Genomic DNA, 21025 nt, shown 5'->3' on the forward strand with positions numbered 1-21025 from the left:
ACGGGGACGGTGACGGCCCCGGGCGCTCCGGGACCTCTTTCCATACTAAGCGACCGCTCAGCAACCCCGGCGGGGAACCCCCTGGTCAGCAGGCCGGCCGCCGGCGGCCCGCCGCTCCACGTGCGGGGCCGTGCGCACGTGCAGCCGTCCGCTCCCCCGACAATGGTGCGGACCCTCCTGACGTACTTGAGAAAGCGGAACCCCACCATGGACCTCGGCGTGCGCTGGAAACTGCACGGTGACGGGCGCACGCCCGCGCCCGGAGCGGTGGTACGCCCCGACGAACGGCTCTCCTGGCCCCGGACCGTGGGCCTGGGCGCCCAGCACGTGGTCGCGATGTTCGGCGCCTCCTTCGTGGCGCCCGTGCTGATGGGCCTGGACCCGAACCTCGCGATCATGATGTCGGGCGTGGCGACGGTGATCTTCCTGCTCGCCACCCGCGGCCGGGTGCCGAGCTACCTGGGCTGCTCCCTGTCGTTCGTGGGGGTGGCCGCGGTCATCCGCGCCCAGGGCGGGACGAGCGCGACGGTGACCGGTGCCGTCCTCGTCGTCGGTGCCGTGCTGTTCCTGGTGGGGCTCGCCGTGCAGCGCTTCGGCGCACGGATCATCCACGCGGCCATGCCCCCGATCGTCACCGGCGCCGTCGTGATGCTGATCGGCTTCAACCTCGCCCCGGTGACCGCCTCCACCTACTGGCCGCAGGACCAGTGGACGGCCCTGCTGGTGATGCTGTTCACCGGGCTCGCGGTGGTCTGCCTGCGCGGTTTCTGGTCCCGGATCGCGATCTTCCTGGGTCTGGTCTTCGGGTACGGCATCTCCTGGGCGTTCGACCGGGTCTTCGGCAGGATCCACTCGGTGGACGCGAGCGGCAAGCTCACCGACCACTGGCGGCTCGACCTCTCCGGCGTCCACCGGGCCGACTGGATCGGCCTGCCCTCCTTCCACGGGCCGTCCTTCCAGTGGTCGGCGGTCCTGGTCGCGCTGCCCGTCGTCATCGCCCTGGTCGCGGAGAACGCGGGGCACGTCAAGGCGGTCGGCGAGATGACCGGCGACCCGCTGGACGACCAGCTCGGCACGGCGATCTCGGCGGACGGCGTCGCCTCCGTCCTGTCGACCGCGGTGGGCGGCCCGCCCAACACCACGTACTCCGAGAACATCGGCGTGATGGCCGCGACGCGCGTCTACTCCACCGCCGCCTACTGGGCCGCCGCCGGTTTCGCCCTGCTCTTCGGCGTCTGCCCCAAGTTCGGCGCGGTCGTCGCCGCCGTCCCGGGCGGCGTCCTCGGCGGCATCACCGTCATCCTGTACGGCATGATCGGCCTGCTCGGCGCCCAGATCTGGAGCAACGCCGAGGTGGACCTGCGCAACCCGCTGAACCTGGTGCCGGCCGCCGCGGGCATCATCATCGGCGTCGGCAACGTCACCATGAAGTTCACCGGCACCTTCAGCCTCAGCGGCATCGCGCTCGGCACCCTGGTCGTCATCACCGGCTACCACGCCCTGCGCGCCCTCGCCCCGGCCCACCTGAAGAAGCAGGAGCCGCTGCTGGACGAGGGCACGTCCTCCTACGACGCGGAGCGCGGAAACTCCGGGCCGTAAGCCGTGAGCGGCCTGGGCCCAGCCCCGCCGGCGTTCCCCCGTTCCGGCGAAGCACCGGGCCGGTCGGTGCTCCGGCCGGCCCGGTGCTGCGACCCTTCCACCATGGCGCAGCCGGAGCACCTCACCACCCCCGTCGACGACGTCGTCTCACGGATGCGCGCGCTCGGCGCGGTCCTGCCGGAGCGGGACGGTGTCGGCGTGTTCAACCGGGTCTACCTCGCGGTCACCGAGGAGGTCGGCCGGCGCCTGCACGCCGGGGAGTTCGCGGATCCGCGCGCGGCCGCAACGCTGGACGTGCGGTTCGCCGAGCGCTATCTGGCGGCGGTGGACACCGCCGCCGACGACCGCCGTCCGCCCGCCTGCTGGCGCCCGCTGTTCCAGCTCCGCCACCATCCGGGGGTACGGCCGCTCCAGTTCGCGCTGGCGGGCATCAACGCGCACATCGGGCACGACCTGGCGCTGGCCGTGGTGGACACGTGCCGCGCGCTCGACTGCGAACCCCTCGATCTGGAGGACGAGTTCGACCGGGTGGGCGATCTCCTGGTGTCGCTGGAGGAGCGCATCCGCGAGGACCTGATGCCGGGCCCCGACCTGCTCCAGATCGCCGACCCGCTCACCCACCTGCTGGGCTCCTGGAGCCTGGAGCGGGCCCGGGACGCCACCTGGACGACGGCCCGGGCCCTGTGGGCGCTGCGGCACTGCGCAGATGTCGCCGAGGAGTTCGCCGAACGGCTGGACGCGGCGGTGGGCTTCGCCGGACGGATGCTGCTGACGCCGCTGACGGACTGACCCGTCCGGCCGCGGCCGTACGCCGGCCGGCCGGCACCTGGTCGCAGAGGAGGGGTGACACGGCGGTCCGGCTCGGTCCCGGTGCGTGCGCGACGTGGCGCGCGCCGCGGAACGGACCGGCTGGGACAAGCCGTGGACGCCGGACTCCAGGCGCGCGCAAGGCAGCTGGAGGGCGTCGCCGCCGAGGTGTTCGAGAAGGCGCGGGCGGCCGGAGTCCGAGGCCGGCCGCCCGCGCCTCGGCCGATGATCCCGGTCAGTCCTCGGGAAGCTCCACGGGCGCGATCTCGTCGTAGACGTCACCCGGGCCCGGGTTGGTGGCGTCGGTGGTGCCGCCGAAGTGGCGCATGACGCCCCAGACAGCGTTCAGCGCGGTCTGGACGGCGCCCTCGGCCCAGCCGGCCGTCCAGGAGATGTCGTCGCCGGCGAGGAAGATGCCCCGCTTGTCCTCGGGCAGGCGGTCCTGCATGAAGTGGGTGAACAGGCGCCGCTGGTAGCGGTAGTGGCCCGGCAGGTTGGCCTTGAACGCGCCCATGAAGTAGGGCTCGTTCTCCCAGGAGACGGTCACCGGGTTGCCGATGATGTGCTTCCTGATGTCGACCTTGGGGTAGATCTCGCCGAGCGACTTCAGCATGACCTCCATCCGCTCGTTCGCGGACAGCGGCAGCCACTTCAGGCTGTCGTCGCACCAGGTGTAGGACAGGCAGATCACGGCGGGCTTGTCCGGGCCGTCGTCCAGCAGGTAGGTGCCGCGGGTCATGCGGTCGGTGAGCGTCATCGACATGACGTCGCGGCCGGTCTGCTCGTCCTTGTCCAGCCAGAACGGCCGGTCCACCGGGACGAAGAGCTTCGAGGACTCCATGTAGTGGGTGCGCTCGATCGCGGTCCAGTGGTCGATCGGGAAGAGCGAGTCGTCACAGGCGATCTTGGACAGCAGCATCCAGGACTGGGCGGTGAAGATGGCCGCCTGGTAGGTGCGGATGTCGCCGTTCGCGTCCGTCACGGTGATCTGGTTGCCCGCGGTGCGGTGCAGCCGGGTCACGGCCGGGCGCGGTTCGCCGTCCACGTGCAGGGACTTCAGCGAGGTGCCGTACGGCCAGTGGACGATCTTCTCCGGCTCGCGCTCCCACAGGCGCAGCGGCAGCTGCTGGGAGCCGCCGACGATGCCGCGGTGGTGGTCGTCGGCCTCGGTGTAGACGACGCGCAGGATCTCCAGGATGGAGTTCGGGAAGTCGGTGTCCCAGCCACCGGTGCCGAAGCCGACCTGGCCGAAGATCTCCCGGTGCCGGAAGGACTTGAAGGCCTCGGAGTCGCACAGGAAGCCGTAGAAGGTCTGGTTGTCGAGCTTCTCGACCAGCTTCGCCCAGATCTCGCGGATGCGCGGCACGTCCCGCTCGCGCATGGCACGGTTCATGTCGGAGAAGTCGGCGCCCTCCTCCAGGCACTTGCCCCAGGCCGCGGCGACGTCCCGGTACACCTGCGGCAGGTCGGCGATCGTCTCGGCGTAGTGCGACTCGCCCTTGAGGTCGACCACGGTCGAGGGGGTCGCCTCGGCCAGCGGGTTGGGGAAGGGGCGGGTCTGAAGACCGACCAGGTCGATGTAGTGCTGGAGCGCGGTGGAGGACGGCGGGAAGCGCATGGCGCCCATCTCCGCGGTCAGCGAGTCGTCGCAGCCCTCGAAACCGACCGTGCGGAGCCGGCCGCCGATCTGGTCGGCCTCGTAGACGACGGGCTTGAGGCCCATCTTCATCAGCTCGTAGGCGGCGACGATGCCGGACAGGCCGCCGCCGATGACCGCGACCTCGGTGCCGTGCTCGGTGGCCGGTATCTGGCCGAGGCCCGCCGGGTGGGTCAGGAAGTCGTCGTAGGCGTAGGGGAAGTCCGGGCCGAACATGGTGATCGGCGGCTGCTGCTCGTCGGTGTGCTCGACGGCGTTGGGCACCGTGGACGTCATGGGGGTACGGACTCCTTGCGCGTGGTGGAACAGGGGGGAGGCTGGTGCGGCGGCCGACGGCTCAGACGAGGGACCCGTACAGACCGGGGCGGCGGTCCTGCAGGTAGGGGTTGGCCTCGCGGGAGGCGGCCAGGAAGGCGGGGTCGGCGTCGGCGACCACCAGCTGCTCGGCACGGCCGGCGCGGGCGCGGGCCACACCGTCGGGTCCGGCGAGTACGGACAGTCCGACGAACTCGAACTCCCCTTCCGGGCCGACCCGGTTGACGTAGGCGACGTACATCTGGTTCTCGAAGGCGCGCACCGGGATCATCGACTCGGCGACGAACTGGTACGGGTGCATCTGCGCGGTCGGGACGAGGAGGAGGTCGGTGCCGGCCAGGGCGTGGGCGCGGACGTTCTCCGGGAACTCGACGTCGTAGCAGATCAGCAGGCCGACGGTCAGGCCGTTCAGCTCGGCCTGGACGACGTGCCGCTCGCCCGGTGTGAAGTGGTCGCGTTCGAAGCAGCCGAACAGGTGGGTCTTGCGGTAGTTCGCGAGCCGGGTGCCGTCGGCCGAGATCAGCTGCGCCGAGTTGTACACGGTTTCGCCGTCGCGCTCCGGGTAGCCGTAGGCGAGGGCCAGGCCGTGCCGCGTGGCGATCTCCGCGACCGCGTCGGCGGAGTCGCCGTCGGCGGGCTCGGCGAGGCGGGCGATGTCGTCGCCGATCGCGTACCCGGTGAGGAACATCTCCGGCGCGGCCAGCAGCCCCGCGCCCGCGGCGGCGGCCCGGCCCGCGGCCTCGTCGAGGACCTTGAGGTTCTCGGCGATCGAACCGGGGCGGCCGGAGCCTTGGAGCAGGGCGGTGCGCATGCGTGATCCTCACCGGTACGGGGGGTTTGGGGGCCGAATTAGACGGTACGGTCGGCGCACTCGGCCGGACAAGCAGGAGCCGTTGCGCGCCGGTGCGCGGTTCGTTGCGTCGAGCGCGGGCCGGGCGGCGATTCGTTGCGCGCCCCGGCGGGAGAGCCCTCCGTTCCGGGGGCGGACCTGCGAGAAGGACCTCGCGGCGGCCTGCGGGAAGGACCTGGTGAGGCAGGCCGCGGAAAGACGGGTGGGGCGCCGCCGGGGCCTCCATGGGGCGGGGCGTCGTATGCGCCGGCTGCCGGCCGGGGCCGGACCGGCAGCCTGACCGGCCCGGGTCGCGCGTGAGGGGCGCGGACCCGGGCCGGTTGTGCCGGTCGGTGGTGAGGGGCGCGGGCGCCCGCACGGCCACGGGCGCCGGCACGGCCACGGGCGCCCGCTCGGCCGCTGTGGGCCGGGTCCCGTCCGGTGGCCGGTCACCGGACGGGACGCGCCGGGGTCACCCCGGCGCGCCGGAGGAGAACCGCCGCAGCAGCGGCGACAGCACCAGCACCGACTTGGTGCGTTCCACGAAGGGCTCGCCGGCGATCCGCTCCAGCACGCGTTCGAAGTGGCGCATGTCGGAGGCGAACACCTGGGCGATCGCGTCCGCGTCACCGGTGACGGTCGACGCGGCCACCACCTCCTGGTAGCGCTCCAGGCCCCGCTGGATGGTCTCCGGAGAGGTGTTGCTCCGGCAGTAGATCTCGATGTACCCCTCGGTCTCCCAGCCGAGCGCCGCCGGGTCCACCCGGACGGTGAATCCGGTGATGGCTCCGGTGGCGCGCAGCCGGTCCACGCGCCGTTTCACGGCGGGGGCCGACAGGCCGACCATCTGCCCGATGTCCGCGTAGGAGCGGCGGGCGTCCTCGGCGAGGGCGTGCACGATGCGTTCGTCGAGATCGTTCAGCACAGGGGGTGGTTCACTTCTTCGGTCCGGTCACTTCTCTGCCGTCACCGCGAGGCCCCCGTCGGTCGAGAGACGGGAACGGCGGTAGCCGTACAGGAAGTAGAACACGAGCCCGACAGCCATCCAGACACCGAACACGGTCCAGGTGACGGTGGACAGGCTGCCCATCATCCACACGCAGCAGAGGAAACCCAGCGCGGGCAGCACCCACGACAGCGGGACGCGGAACGTGCGCTTCATGTCCGGACGGGTCCGGCGCAGGATCACGACCGCGACGTTGACCAGAGCGAAGGCGAACAGCGTGCCGATGCTGGTGGCGTCGGCGAGCTGTCCCAGCGGGATCGCGGCGGCGAGAACGCCGCAGAAGAGGGCCACGATGACCGTGTTGGCGCGCGGCACTCCGGTCTTCCGGTGGACCCGGGCGAAGACCTTGGGCACCAGGCCGTCGCGGGACATCGCGAAGAGGATGCGGGTCTGGCCGTACAGCACGGTCAGGACGACGCTGGCGATGGCGATGACCGCGCAGAAGGCCAGCAGGGTGCCCCAGAAGCTCTGGCCGGTGACGTCCGTCATGATCTGGGCGAGCGCGGCCTCGGAGTTCTCGAACGTCCGCCAGGGCTTGGCACCGACCGCGACGGCGGCGACCAGCACGTACAGGGCCGTGACGATGACCAGCGAGAGCATGATGGCGCGGGGCAGGTCGCGCTGGGCGTCCTTGGCCTCCTCGCCGGCGGTGGAGGCGGCGTCGAAGCCGATGTAGGAGAAGAACAGCGTGGCACCGGCGGCGCTGACGCCTCCCATGCCGAGCGGCATGAAGTGCGAGTAGTTGCCGGACTTGAAGCCCATGAAGCCGATCGCGCAGAACATCACCAGGGCGGCGATCTTCACGCACACCATGATGGTGTTGGCGCGCGCGGACTCCTTGGCGCCGCCGAGCAGGAAGGTCATCGCGAGGAGGACGACGATCAGGGCGGGCAGGTTGAACACGCCGCCGTGGACGCCGGGCGGGTTGGCCAGGGCGTCCGGGATGGTGACGCCGAAGGCGCCGTCCAGCAGCTCGTTCAGGTACTCGCCCCAGCCGACGGCCACGGCGGCGACCGAGACGCCGTACTCCAGGAGCAGACACCAGCCGCACACCCAGGCGATCAGCTCGCCCATCGTTGCGTATGCGTACGAGTACGAGGAGCCGGAGACCGGGATGGTGCCGGCCAGCTCGGCGTAGGAGAGGGCCGAGAACAGCGCGGTGACACCGGCGATCACGAAGGAGAGGGTGACGGCCGGGCCCGCCTTGGGGACGGCCTCGCCGAGCACGACGAAAATACCGGTGCCGAGGGTGGCACCAATGCTGATCATGGTCAGCTGCCACAGCCCGAGGGAGCGCCGCAGCTGCCCTCCCTCACCCTGGCCGCCCTCGGCGACCAGGCGTTCCACGGGCTTGCGACGCATCAGGCGCGCGGCGACGCCCGGGGACGCGGGGGCGGCCGGTTTCTGGTTCTGCGGGGGTGCGCCTTGATCGAGCACGCGTTGGCTCCTTATCGCTGCCGGGGATTGCGAGGCGGGCCGGCATGTCCGCCGGCCCTCGTGGGTGGGGACCGGTGGGAGCCTGCGCGGGCAGGAACCGACCGAGCGGGGTCCCCGCCACACCACGTCTAGCGCAGCACCCTACGAGGCGAGCCTTCACGGGCGTAATGCAGCAACCTTGCGCATCCGTGGATGATCATTGCGTCTATCGGCCGGGAATGCTCATTCGTTGCGCACGCGCTGCCGAAGCGTTGCACAGCGCCCTCGCGGACCGCCTTTCCCGTCCTGCCGGCCGCCATCCGCCGGCCGTGCCGGGAACGCCGACGGCCCCCCTTCCTCAGGGGCGCCGGAAGGACGCGCGGGAGGAACGGGGGCCGTCGGGACGGAGGCGGTGGTCAGCTCCAGCTGGCGTGCAGCGGCTTGCCCTCGGCGTAGCCGGCCGCGCTCTGGATGCCGACGATGGCCTTCTCGGCGAACTCCTCCAGGGAGGCGGCGCCGGCGTAGGTGCACGAGGAGCGGACGCCCGCGATGATCGAGTCGATCAGATCCTCGACGCCCGGGCGGGCCGGGTCGAGGAACATGCGGGAGGTGGAGATGCCCTCCTCGAACAGCGCCTTGCGGGCACGGTCGTACGCGGACTCCTCGGACGTGCGGTTGGCCACCGCGCGCGCGGAGGCCATGCCGAACGACTCCTTGTAGAAGCGGCCGTTGGCGTCCTGCTGGAGGTCGCCCGGGGACTCGTAGGTACCCGCGAACCAGGAGCCGACCATCACGTTGGACGCGCCGGCCGCGAGTGCCATCGCGACGTCGCGCGGGTGGCGGACACCGCCGTCGGCCCACACGTGCTTGCCGTACTTCTTCGCCTCGGCGGCGCACTCCAGGACCGCGGAGAACTGCGGCCGGCCCACGCCGGTCATCATGCGCGTGGTGCACATGGCGCCGGGGCCGACACCGACCTTGATGATGTCCGCGCCCGCGTCGATCAGGTCCTTGACGCCCTCGGCGGAGACGATGTTGCCCGCCACGATGGGCACCTGCGGGTCGAGCGCGCGCACGACCTGGACGGCGCTGATCATCGACTCCTGGTGGCCGTGCGCGGTGTCGATGACGAGCGTGTCGACGCCCGCGTCGAGCAGCTGCTTGGCCTTGCCCGCCACATCGCCGTTGATGCCGACGGCGGCGGCGATCCGCAGCCTGCCGTTCGCGTCGACGGCCGGGGTGTACAGGGTGGCGCGCAGGGCGCCCTTGCGGGTGAGGATGCCGGCGAGCCTGCCGTCGGCGTCCACGGCGGGGGCGTAGCGGCGGTTGGCCGCGTCCAGCCGGTTGAAGGCCTCGCGCGGGTCGATGTCCGCGTCGAGAAGCAGCAGGTCCGTGGACATGACCACTTCGAGCTGGGTGAAGCGGTCGACGCCGGACAGGTCCGTGTCGGTGACGACACCGACGGGCCGGTGGTTGTCGTCCACCACGACACCGGCGTTGTGCGCCCGCTTGGGCAGCAGCGACAGGGCGTCGGCGACGGTCTGGTGCGGGGCCAGCACGATCGGGGTGTCGAGCACCAGGTGCCGGCTCTTCACCCAGGAGACGACTTCGGTGACGACGTCGATGGGGATGTCCTGCGGGATGACCACCAGGCCGCCCCGGCGGGCCATCGTCTCGGCCATGCGGCGGCCGGCTATGGCGGTCATGTTGGCGACGACGAGCGGGATGGTGGTGCCCGTGCCGTCCGGCGAAGTGAGGTCCACGCCCTGACGCGAGCCCACCGCGGAGCGGCTCGGCACCATGAACACGTCGTCGTACGTCAGGTCGTACGCGGGCTGGATGTCATTGAGGAAACGCACGTGCTGCACATCCCAGTCGATCAGAGGTGGCCCCCGGACAGGTGTGCCAGGGGGAAAGAGCACGTACTTCATTCTCCCATGCCCCCACCGCCGTCCCGCCCTCACAGAACGTCCAGGCCGGCCGCGGGGGCCTAGGAGGATCCTCCAAGGGCGAGCACGACGGTGAGCGCGGGCGTCCGGTCGGCCGCCTCGGCGAACACGTCCAGCGCGGTCCGCCACGCGTCCGGATCCGTCTCGGCGTACGGCCGCCAGCCGCGTACGACGATCAGCAGTCCGCGCGCGGCGGACTCCTCGGGCCACACGGTGCGGTCGGCGAGGGAGTCGGCCAGCGCGTCCCAGTTCCGCCCGAACCAGTCGGGCAGGCTCAGCGCCCGGGAGACGCGGTCCATCAGGGCCGCCTTGTCCGTGACGCCGTCCAGGTCCAGGGTGACCGGGTACCGGCCGCCCAGGTCTTCCGTCATCTCAGCACCGCCCGGAACGACTCGTAGTGATCATCGGTGTAGTACGTCTCCCCGTCCTGCCCGGTGACGATGCGCCGGGCCCCGCGGTCGCGCGAGCCCGGCGTGCGCACGGTGTACTCGTGGTAGTGGCCGCGCCGCTGCCGGGGCAGGCGGCCCTCGACGTTCCCGAAGACGGCTCCGTCCCTGGCGTACGGGAAGGGACCGCCCCGGTCGATGAGGGCGAGCGTCCGGCGGGCCTCGGCGGGGAGCCGGGACTCGCGGACGGTGGCCATGCCCCCGGCCCACGCCGGGGCGGACGCGCCCGGTGCCGTCGTGGTGCCCTGGGGTGAGGCACAGCCCGTGAGCAGGACGGAGAGGCAGACGAGCAGTCCCGTCAGCGCGACGAGCAGTCCCGCCGGCGCACGGCGGACGAGCCGCGGCGGCACGCCGGCGAAGCCACCCCGGCCCTCCCGCCGCGGCGGGAGGGCGGCCCGTCGCCGGGGCCCGCCGTCAGTGCCCGTCGGGATCGGCACGGTTCAGCGCGGACTTCGGCGTGGGGCCCGCGGTCATCAGGTAGTCGGCGGCCGACGTGTCGGTCACCAGGCTGGTGACCAGCCCGGAGCGGAGCACCGCGTCGATCGCCGCCCCCTTGCGCTGCCCGCCCGCGATCGCCACGACCTCCGGGACGCGGCGCAGCTGGTCGGCCTTGACCGTGATGCACCGCTCCCCCAGGTCCCGCCCGATCCGGCGCCCCTCGGCGTCGAAGAGGTGCGCGGACATCTCGGCGGCGACACCGAGCGAGGCGTAGTGCGCGCGCTCCTCGTCGCTGAGCATGTCGTGCACGGTCGAGATGCCCGGCTCCCACGAGCCGATGGAGACGCAGGCGACCGTGACCTTGTCGAAGTATTCGAAGGCCCGGGCGATCCCCGTCTGGTGGCGCAGCGCCACCGCGGTGGCCGCGTCGGGCAGCAGCATCGGCGCGTAGATAGGGTGCGCGTCACCGCCCGACACCTGGGCGGCCCGGCGGACGGCCTCCACCGAGCCGCGCTCGGCGGTCCCGGCGTCGTACACGCCCGTCAGCTGCACCACCGTGCACGGCGGCAGCCGGTCGAGCGCCGCGGCCATGTTGATGGTGGACCGGCCCCACGCCAGCCCGAGGACGTCCCCCTCGTTGACGAGTTCGCCGAGCAGGTCGGCGGCCACCTCCCCGAGGTTCTCGGGGTCGGGACTGTCCTCGGCGTCGGCCGGGGACTCGACCACGACGGCGTGTCTGAGGCCGTAGCGGGCGCGGAGCGCGTCGGAGCGCTCGGCGTCCAGTTCGGCCGGCACCCGGATCTCGATGCGCACGAGATCCCGTTCGAGAGCCGTCTCCAGGACCCTGGCCACCTTGAAGCGGCTGACGCCGAACTCCTCCGCGATCTGGATCTTGGATTTCCCCTCGAGGTAGAAGCGGCGGGCCATGGCCGCCGCCTGCACCAGCTCAGCGGGTCCCATCCGCATGGCTGACCGGCCCGCCGACATACCCGACACGGCGATCTCCTCACTGCTGTTCACACTCTGGATTCGCCGTTCATCCTTGCAGATCCGGCGCTGCTGATCCGCCCTGATGGGCGCCGTTCATTCAAGCGTTCACTTCACTGTGGCTCAGTGGTCGCATGCCCAGGACGCCTGGGCGGTGGTCGTCTCCGCCTGCGTGCGCAGGGCACGTACGGCCGCTGCCGGGTCCTCGGCCCCGTAGACGGCGGAGCCGGCGACGAACACGTCCGCCCCCGCTTCCGCGCACCGCTCGATCGTGGAGGCCGAGACGCCGCCGTCGACCTGGAGCCACAGCTCCAGACCGTGCTTGCCGATCAGTTCACGGGTGCGGCGGATCTTCGGCAGCATGATGTCGAGGAAGGCCTGGCCGCCGAAGCCCGGTTCGACCGTCATGATCAGGAGCATGTCGAGTTCCGGGAGCAGGTCCTCGTACGGCTCGATCGGCGTGGCGGGCTTGAGCGCCATGGACGCGCGGGCACCCTTGGCCCGGATCTCCCGGGCGAGCCGCACGGGGGCGGCGGCGGCCTCCACATGGAAGGTGACGGAGGAGGCGCCCGCCTCGACATACCGAGGAGCCCAGCGGTCGGGGTCCTCGATCATCAGATGGCAGTCCAGCGGGGTGTCCGTCGCACGGGCCAGGGACTCCACGACCGGCACCCCGAGCGTCAGGTTCGGGACGAAGTGGTTGTCCATGACGTCGACATGGAGCCAGTCGGCGCCTTGCACCGCCTTGGCCTCCTCCGCGAGGCGGGCGAAGTCGGCGGAAAGGATGCTGGGATTGATCTGCACGGCCATGACCCAAGCCTGCCATGCCCGGGGCACTGATGTTCCCCACCGTCCACAGGCAGGTTCGTTCATCGTACTGATGCGACGATATGTGACTGCCTGTGGACATCACCGGCCACAGCGGCACCGCCGGCCCGTGCGGCGGGTCAGCCGGTGCGACGGATCAGAGCCAGATACATCGCGTCGGTGCCGTGCAGGTGCGGCCACAGCTGCACATCCGGTCCCTCGCCGAGCGCGGGGAGGGCGGGGAGCAGCGGGCGGGCGTCGATCAGCTCCGTCTCCGGCCGCTGCTTGAGCACGTCGGCGACGACCGCCCGGGTCTCCGCGAGGTGCGGGGAACAGGTGGCGTAGCCGACGATCCCGCCGACGCGGACCGAGTCGAGCGCCGTACGCAGCAGCCCGCGCTGGAGCGGCGCGAAGCTGTCCAGGTCCTCGGGGCGCCGGCGCCAGCGCGCCTCCGGACGCCGGCGCAGCGCGCCCAGCCCGGTGCAGGGCACGTCCATCAGCACCCGGTCGAAGGAGCCCGGCCGCCACGGCGGCCGCGTCCCGTCGGCGGTGATGACCTGGTACGGCCCGGGGTTTCCGTGCAGCGCCCGGGCCACGAGCCCCGCCCGGTGCGGCAGCTTCTCCGAGGCGAGCAGCGTGGCCCCGCGCCCGGCGGCGAGCGCGGCCAGCAGCGCGGCCTTCCCGCCGGGCCCGGCGCACCCGTCCAGCCACCGCGCGTCGGGTCCGTCGAGCGGGGCGTTCGCCAGCGCGAGGGCGACCAGCTGGCTGCCCTCGTCCTGCACGCCCGCCCGGCCCTCGCGCACGGCCTCGACCGCGCCCGGCTCGCCGCCCTCGGCGAGCCGCACGGCGTACGGCGACCAGCGCCCGGGTTCGGCGGCGTCCTCCCGCAGCAGTTCCCCGGTGGTCGCGCGCCCGGGGCGCGCGACCAGCGTCACCTCGGGCCGCTCGTTGTCCGCGGCCAGCAGCTCCTCGATGCCGGCCCGGCCGCCGCCGAGGGAGTCCCACAGCGCGGAGACGACCCAGCGGGGGTGCGAGTGCACGACGGCGAGGTGGTCCTCGGGATCGTCGTCGTAGGGCGGCGCGACCTTCTCGATCCACCCCTGGAGATCGTGCTGCGCGACCTTGCGGAGCACGGCGTTGACGAACTTGGCGCGCCCGTCCCCGAGCACGACCCGGGCCAGTTCCACGGAGGCGGAGACCGCGGCGTGCGTCGGGATGCGCGTGCCGAGCAACTGGTGCGCGCCCAGGCTGAGGACGTCGAGCACCGGCGGGTCGACCTCGCGCAGCGGCCGGTCGACGCAGGCGGCGATGACGGCGTCGTACGTGCCCTGCCGGCGCAGTGTGCCGTACACCAGCTCGGTGGCGAGGGCGGCGTCCCGGGCGTCGAAGTCGCCCTTGTCGCGCGCCTTCCTCAGCAGCGGCGGCAGCACGAGGTTGGCGTACGCGTCCCGCTCGTCCACCGCGCGCAGCGCCTCGAAGGCCAGGATGCGGACGGGGTCCTTCTGGGGACGGCGGTAGGGCTTGGCGGGCCCGCGGGGCCGCCGGGACTGCTCGCTCACGAAAAAGGTGCTCCGGATGTGATGAAGGGGATGCGGGTCCCAGCCTACGTCGGCGTGTCCCCGCCGCCGCCGTCCGGGGCGTCAGCCGCCGAGCGTCTCGCCGTCCGCGATGCGCGTCCCGCGCGCCCAGTCGGCCGCCCGCATGGGCTTCTTGCCCTGGGCCTGCACCCACAGCAGCTCGACGGCGTACGAACCGGTGCCCACGTGCACGCTGTTCTTGCCCGCCGCGAGCCGGCCCGGCGCGAGGTCCGTCCGCTCGGGCACGGGCGTGACCTGGATGAGCTTGAGCCGCTCGCCGCGGAAGGTGGTCCAGGCGCCGGGCGCCGGGGTGCAGCCGCGCACGACCCGGTCGACGCGCAGCGCCGGCGCCGCCCAGTCCACCTGGGCGTCCTCGACCGTGATCTTCGGCGCGACGGTGATGCCCTCGGCGGGCTGCGGTACGGCCTTCAGGGTGCCGTCCTCGATGCCGTCCATGGTCGCGGCCAGCAGCCCGGCGCCCGCGAAGGCGAGCCGGGTGAGCAGGTCACCGCTGGTGTCGGTCGGGCGGATCTCCTCGGTGACGGTGCCGTAGACGGGCCCGGAGTCGAGTCCCTCCTCGATGAGGAAGGTGGACGCCCCGGTGATCTCGTCGCCCGCCATGACGGCGTGCTGCACCGGCGCCGCCCCGCGCCAGGCGGGGAGCAGCGAGAAGTGCAGGTTCACCCAGCCGTGGGCCGGGATGTCCAGGGCGGCCTTCGGCAGCAGGGCGCCGTAGGCGACGACCGGGCAGCAGTCCGGCGCGATCTCCCTGAGCCGCTCCAGGAACTCCGGGTCGCGGGGCTTGACCGGCTTGAGCACCTCGATGCCGGCCTCCTCCGCCCGCTCGGCCACGGGCGACGCGACCAGCCTGCGTCCGCGTCCGGCCGGCGCGTCCGGCCGCGTGACGACGGCGGCCACCTCGTGCCGCCCGGAGGCGAGCAGAGCGTCCAGGGCGGGAACGGCGACCTCGGGGGTACCGGCGAAGACGAGCTTCATGGGCGGGATCGGGCCTCTCGGGCGGGGTCGGGCGGGCAGCGCACCAGTCTATGACCACGGGCGGCGCGCGGGCGGGTGGGCGGCGTACGCACAGGACCGCGCGCCCCCAGCCCGTGACCAGCGGAGCGTCGGCGCGTTGGTCAAGACAGAGTTGACCACATCGGGCCTCTTCGCGGCCCGGTTCCTTTCAACGCCGGTTCGGAGAGGCTTGTTCATGGCCGACCATGCAACCCACGACGCCCAGGCCCGGGCCAGCCTGCACCTGCTGGTGCGGGACATCGAGCGGGTCCGCCGGCAGGTGGACGCGCTGCGCACGCTCACCGCCCAGTTGGGCAACGTCTACCGCCCGCGCCGCTCCGGCCCCTCCACGGGCTTCGTCGTCTACGGCCGGGCCCCCGCCCCGACGGTGCGCCTCGCCCAGGAGCTTCGGGACAGCGTCGAAACCCTGGTCACGGCCGCCGTGGACTTCGACCGCTCACTGGGCTTCTCGTGGGACGCGGTGGGCTCCGCGCTCGGCGTCACCAAGCAGGCGGTGCACCGCCGCTACGGCGCCCGTCGCGCCGCGGCCCAGGCTGCCGCCGAGACCGAGCGGGCGACGGAGCCGGCCGGCGCCCGCACGCTCACCCCGAGCGCGGGACTGCCCGCGGTGCCGACGGTCCCGGCCGCTCGCTCCATGCCGACCCAGCCGACCGCGGGCAGCCCGGCGCTCCGCGAAGACGCCCGTTCGACGGCCTTCCCCAGCCCGCGCAACGGCTGACGGCCCGCACCCTGCCCTCCCGGACGCGCCCGGAGGGCAGACCTGTACGCGGGCCGGGCCGGGCGCCGGGTGCCCTCGCCGCACAGGGCGCCGGCGGACTCACCGGAGGCGCCCAGCGGCGCGTCCCGGCCCGCGGCCTGCCCTGACCGGGCGCCTTGACCCTGGACCCGGTGGCGGGCGCAGCCCGGCAGGCCACGGCGTGGCCGGCACGGCGTCTGGACCGGCACGGCACCGCAACCCGGCATCGCCTCGCGGGCTCAGGCACTCGCGCGCCCCCGAGGCCGCCCGACGCCCCGTCGCCTGGCCACGCCCCCGTCAGCCGATGTCCGGCGGATCGATCCGTACCCGCACCGGCTCCTCGCTCCCCCGGGCCGTGCGAGCGGCCTGCGCGGTCTTGAGGGCGGTGGCCAGCGCGGCGCCGCTGCCCGGCGGTACGCGCACGAGCGCCCGCTCCCAGTGCTCGCCGGGCGGCGGCCCGCCGGGCCTGCGGGGCCGGCCGGGCGGCGGGGGCGGCAGCGGCACCGGCCCCAGCACCTCGGCGTCCGGCGGCAGTTCGACCGCTCCCAGGAACTCCGCGACGGCCGCGGGCGGCCCGGACACGGCCGCCATCCGGGACACCGGCGGGAATCCCAGCTCGGCCCGCTCGGCCAGCTCCCGCACGGCATGCCCGACGGGGTCCCAGCGCACGAGGGCCTGCACGGGGCGCAGGGTCGGCTCGGCCACCACGACCACCGTGCCCCCCTCGGACTGCGGCCGCACCAGCGCTCCGGCCGCGATCCACCGGCGCAGCGCGTCCTCACCGGCCCGCAGGTCCGGCCGTACGAGCATGGCCCAGCCGTCCAGCAGCAGCGCCGCCGCGTAACCGCCCTCGGCGACCGGTTCGGCGCCCGGTGTGCTGACCACCAGCGCGGGCGTGCCGGGCACGGTGTCCAGCACATGCTCGCGTCCCGAGGTGCGCACCGGTACGGCGGGGAAGGCGCGCCCCAGTTCCTCGGCGGTGCGCCGCGCGCCCACGACCTGGGCGCGGAGCCGGAAGCCGCCGCACTCCGGGCAGTGCCAGGCACTCTCCTCGCGCCCGCACCAGCCGCACCGCAGGACGCCGCCGTCCTGCCCCTGAAGCGGTCCGGAGCAGTGCCGGCACCGGGCGGGGGCCCGGCAGCGGTCGCAGGCCATCCGGGGCGCGTAGCCCCGCCGGGGCACCTGCACGAGCACCGGCCCGTGCCGCAGCCCCTCGCGGGCCGCCTGCCAGGCGAGGGTGGGCAGCCGGGCGGCGCGGGCGGCCTCGTCGCGCGCGAGGTCACCGTCACCGACCGTCCGGATCAGGGGTGCGGCCCGCCGCACCTCCTCCCGCCCGGCGGCCAGCGGCCGGGCCCAGCCGGTCTCGACGAGCTGCGCGGCCTCCACTGTGCAGGTCCAGCCGCCCAGCAGGAAGGCGCACCGGTCGAGGGCGGCGCGCAGCAGCAGCACGTCCCGGGTGTGCGGCTGCGGGGCGTGCTGCTCGCTGTGGTTGTCGTCCCCGTCGTCCCAGACGGCGACGAGACCGAGGTCCCGTACGGGCGCGAACATCGCCGCACGGGTGCCGACGACGGCGCGCACGGATCCCCGCCGCACCGCCAGCCACTGCGCGTACCGCTTCTCCGGTCCGGCGTCGGCGGTCAGCAGCGCGTGCCGGCCGGTGCCGAGCAGCTCGGTCAGCGCGGCGTCCACGCGGGCGGCGGCCCGCCCGTCGGGTACGACGACGAGGGCGCCGCGCCCCGAGGCCAGCGTGGCGGCGACGGCCCGGGCCAGTTCCTCGCTCCACAGCGGCCCCGGCAGCGCGTTCCACACGGCCCGCGGTGCCCCGCCCGAGGCCAGCGCGCCGAGGAAGGCACTTCCGTGCGCGTACCGCTCCCAGGGGCCGGCGTCCGGGGCCGGGGGCGGTGGCAGGGGTGCCGGGGAGGGCCGCTGTTCGGCGCGTGCGTTGCGCGGCGGTACGGCGAGCTGGAGCACGTCGGCGAGGCTGCCCGCGTAGCGGTCGGCGACGGCCCGCGCCAGCCCGAGCAGTTCCTCGCCCAGCACGGGCTCCGGAGACACGACCTGGGCGAGGGCGGCCAGGGGGCCGGAGTAGTCGGACTCGGCCCGCCGCTCGACGAGGAAGCCGTCGACGAGCCCACCGCCCTCGCGGCGCCCCCCGCGCACCCGGTGCCGCCCGGCCCCGAACCGCACCCGCACCCGCACTCCGGGCTGCGCCTGCTCGTCCAGGTCGGCGGGCACGGCGTAGTCGAAGTACCGGTCCAGGTGCAGTACGCCCTTGTCCACCAGCACCCGCGCGACGGGCAGGTGCTCGGCGAGCGCGGCTCCCCGCCAGGTCCGCGGCTTGGCCCGCGGCACCTGGGCCTTCCGCACGCTCTCCCGGATGAGCGCGAGCTGCTCCGGCGGCGCCCCCTCGGCGCCGCCGTCCCCCGGTCCGTTCTCGCTGCTCACGCTTGCATTCTTACCAAACGCCACTGACAACGCCGCCCGCACCTGACGACCGGGACCGGCCACCGGGCCCGGCGCCCCGCCGCCAGCCACGTCCGCCCGCGTCCCCCATCCCGCCCCGCCCCGCGTCCGCCACCCGCCCCGTCTCGGCCGCCCGGGCCCGTGCCCGCCGCGCGGCGCGACCCGTCCGCGCACACGCCGGCGCGACCCGTCCGCGCACACGCCGAGGCCCGGCCCCCGTGCAGGGGAACCGGGCCTCGGTGAGCGGTGTTGCGGGGTTACAGGCCCGCGGCGGTGCGCAGGGCGTCCACGCGGTCCGTGCGCTCCCACGTGAAGTCGGGCAGCTCGCGGCCGAAGTGACCGTAGGCGGCCGTCTGGGAGTAGATCGGGCGCAGCAGGTCGAGGTCGCGGATGATCGCGGCCGGACGGAGGTCGAAGACCTCGTCGATCGCCTTCTCGATCTTCTCGGTCTCGACCGTGTTGGTGCCGAAGGTCTCGACGAACAGACCGACGGGCTCGGCCTTGCCGATCGCGTAGGCGACCTGGACCTCGCAGCGGGAGGCCAGACCGGCCGCCACGACGTTCTTGGCGACCCAGCGCATGGCGTAGGCGGCCGAGCGGTCCACCTTGGACGGGTCCTTGCCGGAGAAGGCACCGCCGCCGTGGCGGGCCATGCCGCCGTACGTGTCGATGATGATCTTGCGGCCGGTGAGGCCGGCGTCGCCCATCGGGCCGCCGATCTCGAAGCGGCCGGTCGGGTTGACCAGCAGGCGGTAGCCCTCGATGTCCAGCTTGATGCCCTCGTCCAGGAGTGCCTTCAGCTCCGGCTCCACGACGAACTCGCGGATGTCGGGGGCGAGCAGCGACTCCAGGTCGATGTCGGAGGCGTGCTGGGAGGAGACGACCACCGTGTCGAGACGGACGGCCTTGTCGCCGTCGTACTCGATGGTGACCTGCGTCTTGCCGTCGGGGCGCAGGTAGGGGATGGTGCCGTTCTTGCGGACGTCCGAGAGGCGCTTGGACAGGCGGTGCGCCAGGAAGATCGGGAGCGGCATCAGGGTCGGCGTCTCGTCGGACGCGTAGCCGAACATCAGGCCTTGGTCACCCGCGCCCTGCCGGTCCAGCTCGTCCTCGTCACCCTCGACCCGGGCCTCGTACGCCGCGTCGACGCCCTGCGCGATGTCCGGGGACTGCGCGCCGATGGACACCGAGACACCGCAGGAGGCGCCGTCGAAGCCCTTCTTGGAGGAGTCGTAGCCGATGTCCAGGATCTTGCCGCGGACGAGCGTCGCGATGTCCGCGTAGGCCTTGGTCGTCACCTCGCCGGCCACGTGGACCAGGCCGGTGGTGATCAGCGTCTCGACGGCGACCCGGGAGGTCGGGTCCTCGCGCAGAAGCGCGTCGAGAATGGTGTCGCTGATCTGGTCAGCGATCTTGTCGGGGTGACCCTCGGTCACGGACTCCGAAGTGAACAGGCGACGGGACACAACGCTCCCTGTGGTTGCAGCGGCTGCTGGCTGATCATTTGCGGTCGACACAGGGCTGCGCCCGGTCGACCGTGAACAGTTTATCGGTCGCGCTCGGCCGACGGGCCACCGTCTCGCCTCTCGGCGCCGTTGTGACCTGCGGCACAGGCATTCTGCACAATCACAGCCGGTGTGACCAGAGCCGCCACACCCGGCCGCAGCACCACGGCGCGCGCCGTTCACCCGGGCGGAGGCCCGGCCCGGGACCGCCGGGCGTGTCAGCCCAGACGCCGGGCGACGAGGTCCCAGACGATGTCGGCGAGGGCCTCCTTCGGGCCGTGCGGCACCGGGGTCTCGCTGCCGTCGGCGCCCAGTACCACGGCCTCGTTCTCCTCGGAGCCGAAGGTCTTGCGCTCCCCCACCTCGTTGACCACGAGCAGGTCGCAGCCCTTGCGGGCGAGCTTGGTACGGCCGTTGGCGAGGACGTCGTCGGTCTCGGCGGCGAAGCCGACGACCACCTGTCCGGGGCGGGCCCGGTCGGCGGAGATCTCCGCGAGAATGTCTGGATTTCGCAGCAGCACGACCGGATCGGGTTCCTGGCCGTCCTTCTTCTTGATCTTCCCGGCGGCGTAGGCGGCCGGCCGGAAGTCGGCGACGGCGGCGGCCATGACCACGGCGTCGGCGTCCGCGGCGGCCTTGAGCACGGCCTCGCGGAGCTGGACGGCCGTCCCCACCGCCACGACGTCCACGCCCGCCGGATCGGGCAGGCCGGTGTTGGCCGCGACCAGTGTCACCCGGGCGCCGCGGGCGGCTGCCGTACGGGCGAGGGCGTAGCCCTGCTTGCCGGAGGAGCGGTTGCCGAGGAAGCGGACCGGGTCGAGGGGCTCGCGGGTGCCGCCGGCGGAGACGACGACATGCCGCCCCCGCAGGTCGGGCTCGGTGACGCCCCGGGCCAGCACCCGGCGGCAGACCTCGAAGATCTCCGCCGGGTCGGGAAGCCGGCCCTTGCCGGTGTCGACGCCGGTGAGGCGGCCCACGGCGGGCTCGATGACCACGGCGCCGCGGCGGCGGAGCGTGGCCACGTTCTCCCGGGTGGCCGGGTGCTCCCACATCTCGGTGTGCATGGCCGGGGCGAAGACGACCGGACAGCGGGCGGTGAGCAGCGTGTTGGTCAGCAGGTCGTCGGCGAGGCCGTGGGCCGCCTTGGCGAGCATGTCCGCGGTGGCCGGGGCGACGACCACCAGGTCGGCGTGCTGACCGATGCGGACGTGCGGGACCTCGTGCACGTCGTCCCAGACCTCGGGCGAGACGGGATGGCCGGACAGGGCCGACCAGGTGGCGGCGCCGACGAAGTGCAGCGCGGATGCGGTGGGCACCACGCGGACGTCATGGCCCGACTCCGTGAACCTTCTCAGCAGCTCACAGGCCTTGTAGGCGGCGATGCCACCGCTGACCCCCAGCACGACCCTCGGCTTGTCCACCGTGTCTCCCGGACTCGAAAACGTACGACCGA

At 73.2% G+C, this 21025-nt stretch carries 17 protein-coding genes; 3 read left to right on the forward strand and 14 right to left on the reverse strand.

Annotated features, from left to right (window positions below):
• Positions 1-207: 207 nt before the first annotated feature.
• Positions 208-1599: a solute carrier family 23 protein gene (locus ABZ117_RS27940; RefSeq protein ID WP_356824608.1), complete on the forward strand. Its 1392-nt coding sequence runs from the start codon at positions 208-210 to the stop codon at positions 1597-1599.
• A 102-nt stretch (positions 1600-1701) separates the two neighbouring features.
• The gene (locus ABZ117_RS27945) at positions 1702-2388 is read left to right on the forward strand and encodes a DUF5995 family protein (RefSeq protein ID WP_356824569.1); all 687 of its coding nucleotides are present in this window, start codon (positions 1702-1704) and stop codon (positions 2386-2388) included.
• 253 nt (positions 2389-2641) lie between these two features.
• On the opposite strand, the gene ABZ117_RS27950 is transcribed toward ABZ117_RS27945, so the two are convergent.
• The 11 genes from ABZ117_RS27950 to fmt form a co-directional block, all read right to left on the reverse strand.
• Entirely contained in the window at positions 2642-4339 is a 1698-nt protein-coding gene (locus tag ABZ117_RS27950) for an NAD(P)/FAD-dependent oxidoreductase (RefSeq protein WP_356824570.1), read from the reverse strand.
• A gap of 61 nt (positions 4340-4400) precedes the next feature.
• Entirely contained in the window at positions 4401-5189 is a 789-nt protein-coding gene (locus tag ABZ117_RS27955) for a carbon-nitrogen hydrolase family protein (protein ID WP_356824571.1), read from the reverse strand.
• Between the two features lie 490 nt (positions 5190-5679).
• Positions 5680-6132 carry an Lrp/AsnC family transcriptional regulator gene (locus ABZ117_RS27960; protein WP_121789788.1) on the reverse strand — a complete coding sequence of 151 codons (453 nt, stop codon included), beginning with the start codon at positions 6130-6132 and terminating at the stop codon, positions 5680-5682.
• 27 nt (positions 6133-6159) lie between these two features.
• Positions 6160-7650, reverse strand: a complete 1491-nt coding sequence (locus ABZ117_RS27965) for an amino acid permease (protein ID WP_356824572.1) — start codon at positions 7648-7650, stop codon at positions 6160-6162.
• A 395-nt stretch (positions 7651-8045) separates the two neighbouring features.
• Positions 8046-9488 carry a GuaB1 family IMP dehydrogenase-related protein gene (locus ABZ117_RS27970; RefSeq protein ID WP_356824573.1) on the reverse strand — a complete coding sequence of 481 codons (1443 nt, stop codon included), beginning with the start codon at positions 9486-9488 and terminating at the stop codon, positions 8046-8048.
• A 131-nt stretch (positions 9489-9619) separates the two neighbouring features.
• Complete coding sequence (locus ABZ117_RS27975; RefSeq protein WP_356824574.1) at positions 9620-9949, reverse strand: barstar family protein; 330 nt, start codon at positions 9947-9949, stop codon at positions 9620-9622.
• Positions 9946-10374 (reverse strand): ribonuclease domain-containing protein, encoded by a 429-nt coding sequence (locus ABZ117_RS27980; protein ID WP_356824575.1) that lies wholly within the window; start codon positions 10372-10374, stop codon positions 9946-9948. The genes ABZ117_RS27975 and ABZ117_RS27980 overlap by 4 nt, the downstream gene beginning before the upstream one ends.
• Before the next feature lie 64 nt (positions 10375-10438).
• On the reverse strand, positions 10439-11482 hold the full coding sequence (locus ABZ117_RS27985) for a sugar-binding domain-containing protein (RefSeq protein WP_356824576.1): 1044 nt from the start codon (positions 11480-11482) through the stop codon (positions 10439-10441).
• Positions 11483-11572: 90 nt separating this feature from the next.
• Positions 11573-12259, reverse strand: coding sequence for a ribulose-phosphate 3-epimerase (rpe, locus tag ABZ117_RS27990; protein ID WP_356824577.1), 687 nt, complete (start codon positions 12257-12259; stop codon positions 11573-11575).
• Between the two features lie 137 nt (positions 12260-12396).
• The gene (locus tag ABZ117_RS27995; RefSeq protein WP_356824578.1) at positions 12397-13815 is read right to left on the reverse strand and encodes a transcription antitermination factor NusB; all 1419 of its coding nucleotides are present in this window, start codon (positions 13813-13815) and stop codon (positions 12397-12399) included.
• A gap of 81 nt (positions 13816-13896) precedes the next feature.
• Positions 13897-14829 (reverse strand): methionyl-tRNA formyltransferase, encoded by a 933-nt coding sequence (gene fmt / locus ABZ117_RS28000; RefSeq protein ID WP_356824579.1) that lies wholly within the window; start codon positions 14827-14829, stop codon positions 13897-13899.
• A gap of 214 nt (positions 14830-15043) precedes the next feature.
• Between fmt and ABZ117_RS28005 the strand changes: the two genes are divergently transcribed.
• The gene (locus ABZ117_RS28005; protein WP_356824580.1) at positions 15044-15586 is read left to right on the forward strand and encodes a hypothetical protein; all 543 of its coding nucleotides are present in this window, start codon (positions 15044-15046) and stop codon (positions 15584-15586) included.
• A gap of 315 nt (positions 15587-15901) precedes the next feature.
• Here the strand turns inward: ABZ117_RS28005 and ABZ117_RS28010 are convergent, their stop codons facing one another.
• From ABZ117_RS28010 to coaBC, 3 genes are all read right to left on the reverse strand, one after another.
• Positions 15902-18049 carry a primosomal protein N' gene (locus ABZ117_RS28010; protein WP_356824581.1) on the reverse strand — a complete coding sequence of 716 codons (2148 nt, stop codon included), beginning with the start codon at positions 18047-18049 and terminating at the stop codon, positions 15902-15904.
• A 275-nt stretch (positions 18050-18324) separates the two neighbouring features.
• A complete protein-coding gene (gene metK, locus ABZ117_RS28015; protein WP_356824582.1) occupies positions 18325-19533 on the reverse strand; it encodes a methionine adenosyltransferase in 1209 nt (402 codons plus the stop codon).
• A gap of 257 nt (positions 19534-19790) precedes the next feature.
• Complete coding sequence (coaBC, locus tag ABZ117_RS28020) at positions 19791-20993, reverse strand: bifunctional phosphopantothenoylcysteine decarboxylase/phosphopantothenate--cysteine ligase CoaBC (RefSeq protein WP_356824583.1); 1203 nt, start codon at positions 20991-20993, stop codon at positions 19791-19793.
• Between the last annotated feature and the right edge of the window lie 32 nt (positions 20994-21025).

The sequence above is a fragment of the Streptomyces sp. NPDC006309 genome, from assembly GCF_040613095.1.
In the GTDB taxonomy this organism is placed as follows: Bacteria; Actinomycetota; Actinomycetes; order Streptomycetales; family Streptomycetaceae; genus Streptomyces.

Excerpts from the sequence above, each read along its gene's own strand:
- ABZ117_RS27940 (WP_356824608.1), top strand. The coding sequence starts at position 208 with ATGGACCTCGGCGTGCGCTGGAAACTGCACGGTGACGGGCGCACGCCC.
- ABZ117_RS27955 (WP_356824571.1), bottom strand. The coding sequence starts at position 5,189 with ATGCGCACCGCCCTGCTCCAAGGCTCCGGCCGCCCCGGTTCGATCGCC.
- ABZ117_RS28005 (WP_356824580.1), top strand. The coding sequence starts at position 15,044 with ATGGCCGACCATGCAACCCACGACGCCCAGGCCCGGGCCAGCCTGCAC.
- ABZ117_RS27975 (WP_356824574.1), bottom strand. The coding sequence starts at position 9,949 with ATGACGGAAGACCTGGGCGGCCGGTACCCGGTCACCCTGGACCTGGAC.
- ABZ117_RS27945 (WP_356824569.1), top strand. The coding sequence starts at position 1,702 with ATGGCGCAGCCGGAGCACCTCACCACCCCCGTCGACGACGTCGTCTCA.
- fmt (WP_356824579.1), bottom strand. The coding sequence starts at position 14,829 with ATGAAGCTCGTCTTCGCCGGTACCCCCGAGGTCGCCGTTCCCGCCCTG.
- rpe (WP_356824577.1), bottom strand. The coding sequence starts at position 12,259 with ATGGCCGTGCAGATCAATCCCAGCATCCTTTCCGCCGACTTCGCCCGC.
- ABZ117_RS27950 (WP_356824570.1), bottom strand. The coding sequence starts at position 4,339 with ATGACGTCCACGGTGCCCAACGCCGTCGAGCACACCGACGAGCAGCAG.